9 protein-coding genes are annotated in these 12,941 nt (G+C 37.7%); 6 read left to right on the forward strand and 3 right to left on the reverse strand.

The window, feature by feature from the left end:
* Positions 1-13: 13 nt before the first annotated feature.
* Both KSK37_RS01675 and KSK37_RS01680 read right to left on the reverse strand, forming a co-directional pair.
* A complete protein-coding gene (locus KSK37_RS01675) occupies positions 14-355 on the reverse strand; it encodes a MerR family transcriptional regulator (protein ID WP_088358194.1) in 342 nt (113 codons plus the stop codon).
* Positions 356-405: 50 nt separating this feature from the next.
* Entirely contained in the window at positions 406-1,713 is a 1,308-nt protein-coding gene (locus KSK37_RS01680) for a DEAD/DEAH box helicase (protein ID WP_217199062.1), read from the reverse strand.
* Positions 1,714-1,938: 225 nt separating this feature from the next.
* On the opposite strand from KSK37_RS01680, the gene rpsA reads away from it, so the two are divergent.
* A complete protein-coding gene (rpsA, locus tag KSK37_RS01685; protein WP_088358192.1) occupies positions 1,939-3,726 on the forward strand; it encodes a 30S ribosomal protein S1 in 1,788 nt (595 codons plus the stop codon).
* A 202-nt stretch (positions 3,727-3,928) separates the two neighbouring features.
* Complete coding sequence (locus KSK37_RS01690; protein ID WP_217199063.1) at positions 3,929-6,541, forward strand: T9SS-dependent M36 family metallopeptidase; 2,613 nt, start codon at positions 3,929-3,931, stop codon at positions 6,539-6,541.
* A 323-nt stretch (positions 6,542-6,864) separates the two neighbouring features.
* Here the strand turns inward: KSK37_RS01690 and rplS are convergent, their stop codons facing one another.
* Positions 6,865-7,218: a 50S ribosomal protein L19 gene (rplS, locus tag KSK37_RS01695; RefSeq protein ID WP_088358190.1), complete on the reverse strand. Its 354-nt coding sequence runs from the start codon at positions 7,216-7,218 to the stop codon at positions 6,865-6,867.
* Between the two features lie 285 nt (positions 7,219-7,503).
* Here rplS and KSK37_RS01700 point away from each other — a divergent pair, with 285 nt between their 5' ends.
* The 4 genes from KSK37_RS01700 to KSK37_RS01715 are packed head-to-tail and all read left to right on the forward strand — an operon-like array spanning position 7,504 to position 12,857.
* Positions 7,504-8,994 (forward strand): sodium:solute symporter family transporter, encoded by a 1,491-nt coding sequence (locus KSK37_RS01700; RefSeq protein WP_217199065.1) that lies wholly within the window; start codon positions 7,504-7,506, stop codon positions 8,992-8,994.
* Positions 8,994-10,499, forward strand: coding sequence for a class I adenylate-forming enzyme family protein (locus tag KSK37_RS01705; protein WP_217199067.1), 1,506 nt, complete (start codon positions 8,994-8,996; stop codon positions 10,497-10,499). Before KSK37_RS01700 ends, KSK37_RS01705 begins: the two co-directional genes overlap by 1 nt.
* A gap of 1 nt (position 10,500) precedes the next feature.
* The gene (locus KSK37_RS01710) at positions 10,501-11,439 is read left to right on the forward strand and encodes an alpha/beta fold hydrolase (protein ID WP_217199069.1); all 939 of its coding nucleotides are present in this window, start codon (positions 10,501-10,503) and stop codon (positions 11,437-11,439) included.
* The gene (locus KSK37_RS01715) at positions 11,439-12,857 is read left to right on the forward strand and encodes a tetratricopeptide repeat protein (RefSeq protein WP_217199070.1); all 1,419 of its coding nucleotides are present in this window, start codon (positions 11,439-11,441) and stop codon (positions 12,855-12,857) included. Before KSK37_RS01710 ends, KSK37_RS01715 begins: the two co-directional genes overlap by 1 nt.
* The last annotated feature ends 84 nt before the right edge of the window (positions 12,858-12,941 follow it).

Raw genomic sequence — 12,941 nt, forward strand, 5'->3', positions numbered from 1 at the left:
AAAACACCTTTTTTTATTCAGGTTTGTCTACCAGTGAGTCTTTAAGCTTCTGTAGTTCGGCTTTTACAAATTCCAGTCTGTCGATCATGGTAACGGTTTCCGAAATTTTTGAATTGGTCGTCAAAGCGATTCTTGCGCCATCCAAAGTGTACCCTTTTTCTTTTACAAGATGATAGATGATCTGTAGATTCTTGATATCCTGAGGAGTGAAATAGCGGTTTCCTTTTTTATTTTTTTTAGGCTTGATGATAGGGAATTCCTGCTCCCAATATCTTATCAATGAAGCGTTTACATTGAAAGCTTTGGCTACTTCGCCAATTGAATAATAAAGTTTATCAGGTAAGTTGAGTTTCATAAGAAAAGGAAATGTCTCGTTGTAAAGTTAAAAATTTTCGCGATAGAATGTTAATACGCAACCTCCATTTTTACTTTTTTTCCTTTTAACTTTTCGTTTGCTAATTTTTTCAGTAAATCTTTTACTTTTTTACGGTCAACTGCAACATAGGACGTCGTGTCTTTTACTTCAATTAAGCCAATATCGCCTTTTTCAAGTTCTCCTTTTTTGATGAGATAACCAACAATATCTACTTTATTCACTTTGTCTTTTTTTCCGGCGCTGATGTAAACGGTCTGAAAAGGTGTTTTTCCCGGAACTCTGTTGCTTTCTGAAACGTTTTCTTCCGGCGTATTGTTTTTGATAAAAGGGAAGTTTTCATCCTCAGTTATTATTAAATAGGCAAAACCTTTCGCATTCATTCTTGCGGTTCGGCCGTTTCTGTGGATAAAAGCATCTTCTTTTGGCGGTAACTGATAATGAACAATCGATTCCACTTCCGGAACATCCAATCCTCTCGATGCCAAATCGGTGGTAATTAAAATTCTTGCGGAGTCATTTCTGAATTTCAGCAGCGCGCGTTCTCTTTCGTCCTGTTCCATTCCGCCGTGGAAAGTTTCGCGGTCGATTCCTTTTTCTCTTAAAAGTTCTGAGATCCTGTCCACAGCGTCACGGTGATTGCAGAATATCAGTGTTCTCTTGTTTCCGATTTTGCAGATCAGGTGAAATAAGGTGTCTAATTTTTCTTCAGCAGTTGTCATCACTTTTCTCAGCTGAATATCAGGTTTGGAATCGTGAATTTTGAGGAAATTAATTGTTTTTTCATTCTTTAATCCGACAAAATGGGGAATTTTATCCATCGCTGTGGCGGAAGTAAGGATTCGTTGAGTACAGTTTTCTAATTCCTCAATAATGAAATTCATGTCTTCTTCAAAGCCAAGTTCAAGTGCTTTGTCGAATTCGTCTAAAACCAAAGTTTTAATGGTGGATGGATCGAAATTATTATTCCTTAAATGGTAAGCAATTCGTCCCGGCGTTCCAATTAATAGCGCAGGCGCTTCTCTGAAATTATTGATTTCAATCTTTTTATCATGTCCGCCGTAGCAAATCGAGATTTTAAAATCGGTTCCCATAGCTTTAAAAACCTGCTCAATCTGCAAAGCAAGTTCCCGGGCCGGAACCAAAATCATGGCCTGAATTCCGGACACATCACTGCGTAGATTTCTAAGCACCGGAAAGAGAAAGGCCAATGTTTTCCCAGATCCAGTGGGAGATAAGAGGATAATGTCGTTTTCGTTTTCAGTTGAGGTATAGGTAGATTTCTGCATTTGATTCATATCCTGAATCTGCAGTTTTTGATAGATTGATTCTAAATTCATTTTGCAAAGGTAAAAGAATTGGGCTTTGCTAAAAAATGCAGACCTTAATATTATCAATTTTAGTAGCTGTAAGTATTGTGATTATCAAATAATTTCTTAATTTTGCACCACTTTTTGTGGGAGCATTTGGCTGAGTTAAAATATTCAAAACTAACATCTTCCGTATTTTTCACGAACCACATTTAGCCAAGCAGTGAAAAAGAAGGAATACAAAATTTTTAGAAAATGTCAAAAGAGACAAATTCAGCAGAGGTTTTATTAAACCAAAACGTAGCACCAGAACAGTTTGATTGGGATTCTTTCGAATCAGGATTAGATGCTGATGCTAGAAAAGAGAAAAGCGATTTAGAGGAAATCTACAATGGCTCTCTTAACAACCTTCAGGATAACGACGTACTTGTAGGAAAAGTTGTAAGACTTACCGACAAAGAAGCGATTGTTGACATCAACTTCAAATCTGAAGGAGTTATTTCTCTAAACGAATTCCGTTACAACCAAGGTCTTGCTGTAGGTGATGAAGTGGAAGTAATGGTGGACAGAAGAGAAGACAAATCTGGACAGTTACAGCTTTCTCATAAAAAAGCAAGAACACTTAAGGCTTGGGACAGAGTAAACGAACTTCACGAAACTGGAGAAATCGTTAACGGTTTCGTTAAATCAAGAACTAAAGGTGGTATGATCGTAGACGTTCACGGTATTGAAGCATTCTTACCAGGTTCTCAGATCGACGTTAAGCCTATTAAAGATTACGATCAGTTCGTAGGTAAAACAATGGAATTCAAAGTTGTGAAAATCAATCCTGAGTTCAAAAATGTTGTTGTATCTCACAAAGCGCTTATCGAAGCAGATCTTGAAGGTCAGAAGAGAGAAATCATCGGTCAGTTAGAAAAAGGACAGGTTCTTGAAGGAACTGTTAAAAATATTACTTCTTACGGGGTATTCGTAGACTTAGGTGGTGTTGATGGATTGATCCACATTACCGACCTTTCTTGGTCTAGAGTTAACCACCCATCTGAAATCCTTTCAGACGGTGAAACTGTAAAAGTTGTAATCCTTGACTTTGATGACGAGAAAACAAGAATCCAGTTAGGTATGAAGCAATTGGAAGCTCATCCTTGGGATGCTCTTTCTGCTGATATGAAAGTAGGAGACAGAGTAAAAGGAAAAGTAGTTGTTCTTGCTGACTATGGTGCATTCGTTGAGGTTGCTCCAGGTGTAGAAGGATTAATTCACGTTTCTGAAATGTCTTGGTCTACTCATTTGAGAAGCGCAGGAGATTTCGTAAAAGTAGGTGACGAGGTAGAAGCAGAAGTTTTAACACTTGACAGAGAAGACAGAAAAATCTCTTTAGGTATGAAACAGCTTAGCCAGGATCCTTGGTCTAACATCGAAACTAAATATCCAGTAGGTTCTAAGCACGTTGGAACAGTAAGAAACTTTACTAATTTCGGTGTGTTTGTAGAATTGGAAGAAGGTATCGACGGATTGATCTACATCTCTGATCTTTCTTGGACTAAGAAAATCAAGCACCCATCAGAATTCTGTGCGGTTGGCGATAAATTAGACGTAATCGTTCTAGAATTGGATACAGCTGCAAGAAGACTTTCTTTAGGCCACAAACAACTTCTTGAAAATCCTTGGGATAAATTCGAAACTAAATATGCTGAAGGTACTGTACATGCAGGAAAAGCTACTGAAGTTTTCGATAAAGGAGCACAGGTTCAGTTCGAAGATGCTGAAGTTGAAGCTTTCTGCCCATCAAGATTATTAGAAAAAGAAGACGGTTCTAAAATCAAGAAAGGTGAAGATGCACAGTTCAAAGTAATCGAATTCAACAAAGAATTCAAGAGAGTAGTAGTATCTCACACAGGAATCTTCAGAGACGAAGAAAAGAAAAATGTGAAAGAAGCTTCTTCTAAACCAGCTGCCTCTTCAAGCAACGAAGAAAAATCTACACTTGGTGATTTAGATGTATTAGCAGAATTGAAAAAGAAAATGGAAGGAGGAAACTAATTCCTGATTTTTCAACCATAAAAATGGCGCCTCAATAACATGAGGCGTCTTTTTTTTTGCTCAGAATTAAAAGAATATGAAGAGAGAATTGCTTATTTTAATGGTGGAAATATCTCTTCGATAACATTTAGTATTTTTTTGTGTTAAAAATGCAAAACATATCATTTTTTTTTATAAATTCGACGCCAATTAATTAATATATATGAAAAATAGAAATTTACCCTTGAAAATTGCGGCGGTATGTTTGATGTTTTCTTTTGGGACAGCAAATGCTCAGGATTACAAATCCTTAATTCAGAGTCAGCTTTCTGCAAAGAATACCTTTCTGAAACCCAACCTTACCAACTTTGAAATTATCAATCAGGATTTTTCCAAATCTATGAATGCTGATATTGTAAAAATTCAGCAGTCTTTTAACGGAATTCCTGTTTACAATGCGCTTGCAACAGCACTGATTAAAGATAAAAAAGTTAATTACCTTACCGAAAGTTTTGCTAAAAATTATTTAAATGCCTCTCAACCCAGTTCTGCGCGCCCTGCTGCAACCGTTTTTGCAAGTATGGCTAAGAACTTTGGATTGAAAAACAGCAGTGATTATACGTTGCTTAAGTTTGATGACGCAGATTTAGATGGAGTAGCTTTTGCAAAAACCAAATTGGTTTACTGGCAGTCGGAAAACGGTGATTTAAGATTATGTCATCAATATATGTTTGAAGAAAAAGGAACTTCAAACTATTGGGATGTTTTAGCAGACGCGACTACAGGGGATATTTTAAGTAAGGAAAATTTAACACTTTCTTGCAGTTTCCCTCATGGTACCTTTCAGCATGATTATTCGTCGCATGCTCCTGAAGGATTCACTACAGATTTCAGTCATAAATCAGCAGGAGAGTCTGCAGCACCGACGGCTTTAGCGGCACTCGATGCAAGTTATATGGTTTTTCCTCTTCCAATTGAGAGTCCGAACCACGGCAGCAGATCTTTAGTTTCCAATCCATGGTTTTCAGATGCTTCGCCGGATGGATGGCATACAATTGCCGGGTCTACTTATGCAGGATCATACAATACCACGAGAGGAAACAATGTAATGGCTTATGATGATGCAGCAAACGTAAATGGTCCTGGCTCATACGCAGATGGAGGAACGGGCCGTATTTTTAATTTTCCTTTTGTTGCAAATGATACAGCAGGAAATAAAATGGCGGCAATTACCAATTTATTCTACATGAATAATAAGATGCATGATGTTTTCTACCGGTTGGGCTTTACTGAAACAGCAAGAAACTTTCAGGCGTGGAATTTTGGTAAAGGAGGTGCGCAGAATGATTATGTACAGGCTGAAGCACAAGACGGAGGCGGTACCGATAATGCGAACTTTAGCACTCCGTCTGACGGTTCCAGACCGAGAATGCAGATGTATCTCTGGAATCCTGCTTTAATTGAAAGATTTTTTTACAATGCTCCAACTCAGGCGGTGGGAAGACCGGTAAGTACATTGATTTCTACTACTTTTGGTCCTGCACTGACACCAACCGGGGTTACTGCAGATGTTAAGCTTTCACCTGTTCTGGACGGATGTACACCACTTCCTGCCGGATCACTGGCCGGAAAAATCGGTCTAATTGTAAGAGGTACATGTGAATTTCAGGCAAAAGTACAGGCTGCCCAAAACGCAGGTGCTGTAGCTGCTATTATTTACAGCTTGCCCGATTCTACGCCAACTTCCGGTATGGGTGGGACTAATGCTAATATTACCATTCCTTCTGTGCTCATAGAAAACTCTGAGGGTTTATACATAAAAGGTCTTTTAGACGCATCAACGAATGTAAATGTAACTTTAAAATATGATCCTGCAACTCAAAAGATCAGAGACGGAAGTTTCGATAACGGAATCGTTGCGCATGAGTACGGGCACGGTATTTCAACAAGATTAGTAGGATCACTTAGTTCCTCACTAAATAAGGAGCAAATGGGAGAAGGATGGTCAGATTTCTTTGCATTAATGCTTACGAACAGACCTGGTGATAATGCAAGCGTACCAAGAGGAATTGGCACTTATGCAGTTTCTGAACCAAATACCGGAGGCGGTATCCGTCCTGCACCTTATTCCCCTGACTTTGGAATTAATAATTACAGCTATGATGATACGAACGGTATGGAGTATACCAATACTTCCGGGCAACTCGTGCCGGATGTGCATTCCATCGGTTTTGTTTGGGCGACTATGCTTTGGGATCTTCACTGGAAGTACGCAGAAAAATATGGTTATTCGTCAGATGTAATGGCTAATACAACTAATGGCAGTACCAAAGTACTTCAATTGGTTGTTGATGCGTTGAAACTTACCGCTTCCAATCCTGGATTTGTAGCGGGTAGAGATGCAATCTTAGCTGCTGAGGAAAATACCAGTCAAGGTAAAGACAAGTGTATGATTTGGGAAGTTTTTGCGAAAAGAGGATTGGGAGTAAATGCTTCTCCAGGTTCTAATCTTAATATCAATGATCAGGTCGCTGATTATAGTGAGCCAACCCCTGATCCACGTTGTACAACCTTAGCGGCAAGTGATGTGAATGCTGACAAAGCAATCAGCATCTATCCAAATCCTGCGAAAAACGAATTTTTCCTGAAATCAGCTAATAAAGTACTAGGAAAAGTAAACGTTGAAATTTTTGACGCTTCAGGAAAAATGGTTTCCAATCAGAAGATTTCTTCCGCTGAAGCAGTAAATACACAGGCTCTTCCAAACGGAGTTTATGTAGTGAAAGTTTCAGGAGTGGGAGTAAATTACTCTTCTAAATTGCTGATCAAGAAATAATTATTAATTAATATTTCTATAGTCGTCCCGCATTTTGCGGGGCGGTTTTTTATTTATTGACTTTAATATTCGTGCAAACAGAGTAGTGTCCGGTTAGTTTTAAGGGTGGTCTGGGTGATTTTTCAGGATATAATTTTTGTAATTTTCATATGAGAAAACCAATAAAAAATTATTTCTTTTAAAAGAACGCCGACTGGAATGTTCAAAAATCAGTAAATCTTAGCAAGCTATATTTAAACCCGATGCAGTAATTATAAAATCTCTAAAATACAAAAAACCCATCAGATAAAATCTGATGGGTTTTCCTATTGTTGTTGTCTGAATTACTTTTTGTAAGCAGCGTCTTTAATTCTCGCTTTTTTACCTCTAAGGTTTCTGAAGTAGTAAATTCTCGCTCTTTTCACTTTACCTCTTCTGTCTACTTCGATTTTCTGTAGAGCTGGCAAATTGATAGGGAAAACTCTTTCTACACCTACATCACCACTCATCTTTCTGATGGTAAATGTTTTAGTAAGACCAGTTCCTCTTAACTGAATTACAGTTCCTTTAAAGAACTGAGTTCTCGTTTTAGCGCCTTCTTTAATTTCGTAATACACAGTGATGGTGTCACCGGCTTTGAATTCAGGGAATTCGTTTTTAGCAATGTACTTTTCCTGTACGTACTTTAATAAATCCATTTTTATAATAAAAATTTTTTGTCAAGCCAAGCAACATTCACGTCCTTCGTCAGAGGTTGATTAACAGGTTGCAAAAATACTACATTTTTTCTATTTTCCAAATATTTCATTTACAATATCTTAATTTTTTTGTAATTTTTAAGTCGTACTAATAGACAGAGCTTTATCGTAAAGGGTTTATAGTAAAATATCTATATTTACGTTTTTAAGTCGCATGTGAATATTTGGATTACAAATCATCTGCTTATAATTTTATTAGTTCATTTGTTCAAAATAAAAAATAATATGAATCCTGAAAACAACTGGACCCTGCTTATCGGTATTGTACTCTCACTTTATGCTGCCGCCATCATCTTTTTCGTAGTTAGAGGAGCACGTAAAGCAAAAGATATGAAAGATTATGCGGTAGGAAACATCAACTTTTCTCCGTGGATGGTGGGGCTTTCATTAGCAGCTTCCATGACAAGTGCAGCATCTTTTATAATTAATCCCGGATTTATCGCGCTTTATGGAGTTTCAGGATTTATTTCATTAGGTGTAATTCTTCCTTTGGCGGCGTTTGTTTCCCTCGTTATTCTGACTAAAAGTTTCGCAAAAGTAGGGGTTCAGTTCAATGCTAAAACAATGGCCGAATGGATGGGAAACCGTTTCGGAAGCAAAGCATACCGTTTTTTCTTCGCGGTTATGGGTTTGCTGCTCATCTCATTTATCGTCTTAATAAATGTAGGGATTACCAATGTGATTTCGAAGGCGCTTCAAGTAGAACCGTTTTATGTATTGCTGGGAATTACTGTTTTTGTATTCGGATATATGATGTTTGGCGGTGCAAATTCTTTAATGTATACCAACTCCATGCAGGTGTTTTTTAAGCTTGCTGTAGCACTCATCATGCTGGGATCGGGATTCTACCTTTTTAAAGACGGCTTTGCACCTTTTATGCAAAAGCTGCACGACATTGATCCGAATCTAACAGGTTTAAGCAATAAGGAAAGTCCCTTATTCCGGGATTTTTTTGAAATCGTAATTTGCCAGATCATTGTCGGGATGGCCATTGTCTGTCAGCCTCACATCATCACCAAATCTTTGATGCTGAAAAGTCCGTCGCAGGTAAATAAATTTTTACTCAGTGCCATTGTATTTATGATATTTTTCTTTCTTGTAGTGGCAGTAGGTTTTTACGCGAGAATCTTCTTTCCAGATCTTACAGTGGACGGTAAAAAAATGAAAATGGACGAAATAATCTCCAATTATGTGGTAGCAAGATTTTCAGTCTTTGTCGGAATGATCGTGGTTATCGGTTTGGTTTCTGCCGGCCAGGCAACTTTGGAAAGTTTAATACAGTCCATTTCAAGTTCGGTGACGCTGGATATTTTAGAACCGATTTTTGGTGAAGGTGTAACTAAAAACAGCCTTCTCACCAACAAATTCGTTATAATCGTTCTGGCTGCGGTAAGCTTTCTTATCAGTTGGCAGCAGATTGTAAACCCAACTTTAAGCGTAGGGATTTTTGCGCAGATGGGAGTTTACGGATACTTCGGGGCGGCTTTTGTGCCTATTATTTTCGGAACTTTTGTTAAAAATGTAAAAGCTTCTACGGTTTTTACCGCATCGGTAGTGGCTATTATTGTTCATTTCGGAATCTTCTATTTTAAACTCACACCTTACATGAAAGGAACAGTGGGTAATCCAGGAGTTTCTGTGGCGATTGCAATCTGTTGTTCTGTCCTGGTTGCGGTAGTTTTACATATCTTTAACAAAAATAAAGCGGTAGCTTAATGAATGATTTAGACTGGATTGCGAAGTGGGCGGATTATAAGCCCCATAAAACTGCAGTTTCCGATTTGGGAACGGGCGAAACCTTTTCTTATCGGGATCTTCATTATCTTTCGAATGCTGTTGTTTCCTTATTAAAAGATGATTTTAAAGAAGGCGAAAGAATTGCGGTATTAATGGAGCATTCTCCGTTTCTCATTGCGCTTTTTTCGGCATGTCAGCGCTTAGGACTGATATTAGTGCCTCTGAATTACAAGCTTTCAGGAAAAGAAATTTCAGATCAGTTGAACGATTGCGAGCCATCCTTATTAATTTATAGCGAGTTTTTCGAGCATCAGATTTCTTTAATTAAAGATGTTTTTAATACCACTAGATTAATTGCTTTTAAAGATAAAGTACAGAAAAACCTTAAAGAAAAACAAGATTATCATTTTGAAATTAACGCAGAACTTCCTGTTTTTTTGTTTTATACTTCAGGTACAACCTCTTCACCGAAAGGCGTTTTATATACCAACACGATGCTTTTCTGGAACAGTCTGAATACTTCCATGCAGCTGGGAATTACCGAGGAAGATATAACACTGAATATTTTACCTCCGTATCACACTTCCGGATGGAATATTTTTCTTACCCCTTTGCTGCATAACGGCGGCAAGATTGTGATGCAGAGTAAATTCAATGCAGAAAAAGTTGTACATTATCTTGAGGAAGAGAAAATTTCCCTGTTGCTTGCGCTTCCTACGGTTCTTCAGATGATTTCCAAATCTGAAAGTTTTAAAACAGCGGATTTATCTGCTTTAAGATATATTATTTCCGGTGGAGAAGCTATTTCCAGGGAAGTTATTGAACGGTGGAAGTTTGAAAAAAACGTGGACATCCGTCCGGGTTATGGCTTAACAGAAGCGGGACCGAGCATTACCTCGCTTCATCAGGATTTCATTTTAACCAAATCAAATTCGATCGGGAAACCTAATTTTTATGTACAGCTTGACATTGTGGATAGTAAAGGAAATACTGTACAGAACAATCAGCTCGGAGAACTTAAAATAAAGGGCGAAATGGTAACTCCCGGTTACTGGAATAATTCTGTGGCAACCAAAGATAAAATTAAAAATTCGTGGTTTCATACCGGAGATTTGGCCTACCGTGACGAGGAAGGTTTCTACTATTTATGTGGAAGAATGGATGATATGTACATTTCCGGTGGAGAAAATATTTTTCCTCAGGAAATCGAGAAAGTCTTAAATCAGCATCCTCAGATCGATCAGTCTTTAATAATCCCAATGAACGATGAAATCTGGGGCAAAAAAGGAGTCGCTTTTATAAAGACCAATTCTCAGATTACCGATGAAAACATCCGTGACTTTCTCAAGGACAAGCTCGCGAAATTCAAACAGCCAAAAGAATTTTTTCTGATGAAAGATTTTCCTGTAACCGGGTTCGGTAAAATTTCGAGAAAAGATTTAATTAGGATTTTTCATGAAAATAAATATGAAACCCGTTTGTAATATGAAAAAGTTATTCATTTTAGTTCTCCATTTTTTTGTTCTGAACTGTTCTGCACAAAACACCAAAACGATGAAAGAAATACTTTCGCCTTATCATTCAGTCACCAACTTTGTTCAGCTTAAAGAGGGCGATATCGCGTACACCAAAGAAGGAACAGGAAAGAAAACACTGGTTTTTGTGCATGGCTTAAGCAGCAATGCCGATGCATGGTACAGAAACATTGAAGAACTGAAAAAGAATTATACCTGCATCGCGATAGATCTGCCCGGTTACGGAAAGTCTTATAAGAATGCGGAAGCTTTTACTCCAACTTATTTTGCGGAGGTTATCAAAGAATTTTCAGAGAAACTAAAACTTAAAAAATTCACCCTGATCGGTCATTCCATGGGTGGACAGGCATCCATCAGATTTGCGGCAAAATATCCGGAAAAATTAGAGAAACTTATTTTAGTCGCTCCGGCCGGAATTGAAGAATTTTCGGAGTTTGAAGGCAACGCAATGAAATCTGTAATGAAGCAGCAAACCATCATGGCCACTTCTGAGGATCAGATCCAGAGGAATTATCAGCTGAATTTTTTCAAAATGCCGCAAGAAGCGGAACATATGATCGAAGAGAGAAAAAAAATTACCCAAACCACCGATTTTGACCTTCATGCTTTGGCAATTGAAAAAAGTATTGCAGGTATGCTGGATGATGTGGTAATTACTGATTTGCCGAAAGTTAAAACACCTGCTTTATTGCTATTTGCGAAGAATGATATGCTGATTCCCAATAAATATCTTCATCCGCTGATGACCCTGGAAAACGTTGCGGAAAAAGCACAGAAATCTTTGAATGGCAGTAAGCTGATTATTATGGATGAAGTGGGACATTTTATGCAGTTTGAAAAGCCTGCTGAAGTAAACCGTGAAATCGAAGCTTTTATGAGAGGAAAATAATGAAACCGAAACTGCAGATATTTGAAAACTTCAGTAGATCACTTTTGCCGCACGAAGCAAGATATTTGCACAGTTTGGGCAATTTTCAGGATCCGGAAAAACATGAAGTTTTTAAAACCCTCATTAATAATTCCCTGAATCCTGAAGGTAAAATTCCCTTTAATACCGAGATTGATAAGAGAAAATACTACCATATAAAATCTTGGGCTGAAAAAAAACTCATGACCCGTGATGTGGATAAGATCGCAGAATGGCTGCTGGATTTTGATAAAAAGCTTTCCCTGGATTTGGTGAATGCTGAAGAAGAGCAGCAGATCCTTGATTATGTAAAAAATTACAGAGACATTACTTTCAATTTTCAGATTCTTTATCAGATTATGCGCGATTACCGTTCTTATCTCCTGATCAGGATGCGTTATGAAGATCACGTGATCATTTCGGATTTTCTTGAAAAATATAAAGATCCGTACAGCCGCGCCATAAAAATTCAGGAAAAATTGTATCAGGCAACCATTGAAATTACAGATCAGTTTACCCAAAACAAAAGCACTTCGCTGTATTGGGAAAAATGGCTGCATAAAGTTTTTGTTTCGGAAAACATTAATGGCAATAACCGTTACAAAGCATTTATACTTCTAACTTTTTTATACAATAATACCGGAGATTTAGAAAAACTGCAGCAGATTTTTGATGAAATCGACGGGTTTTTCAGTCAGGGAACGCTGTATTGCAGACGGCTGCTTTACAACTATTATTCGAGCAGGGTTCTGCTGCATTCCCGGCAGAGAAATTACGAATCAGCGGTATATTACGGGAAACTTTCGATCCGGCAAATGAATGAGGATATCTTGATGTACGTTAACAATTTGGTGTCTATTTATCTTCGTCTGGGTCAGGATAAAGAAGCTTTAAATTTAATGGAAGAGTACAGAACAGTGTACGAAACCAACCATAATGATTTGCAGAAGATCATCTATATTTCCTATAATCTGCGTGCGCTTACCGAACTTAATTTAAGCAGGAAAGCTGAAAATATAGGAATCTACTTTCTTCAGAAATATGAATCTGAAATCCTTAAACTCCGCTGGCACCACTTTTTTACTTCCTACTTCAATACGCTTTTAAGCAACGAAAACTATGAGGTAATTCTTCAGCTGGACAAGAAATACGGTTTATCCGATTTGGAAGATTTAAGAAAAAATTCAGCCAGCTACGTTCCCAATATTAAATGGGCGGTTTCCGTCGCAGCTTTTCTGGAGAACAAAATTTCAGCCGATAAACTGTATCATACTATTTCTGAAAGCTTTAAAGACTTCAAAATTACCGAGAACAATAACGAACTTCTTGAAAAAAACCTCGTTCTGCTTTCTAAAAACCTTCCGGAACTTAAAGAATTTTTTAAGTCGCATTTGAAATAATTGTACTGGAACAAATGTTCAGGCTTCTGTTTTACTGTTTTCATATTAAGTTCTTCTATAAGTCACATCTCAAAATTTTATATT

Origin of the sequence: Kaistella soli, assembly GCF_019038595.1 — a bacterium.
GTDB classification, from domain to species: Bacteria; Bacteroidota; Bacteroidia; order Flavobacteriales; family Weeksellaceae; genus Kaistella; species Kaistella soli.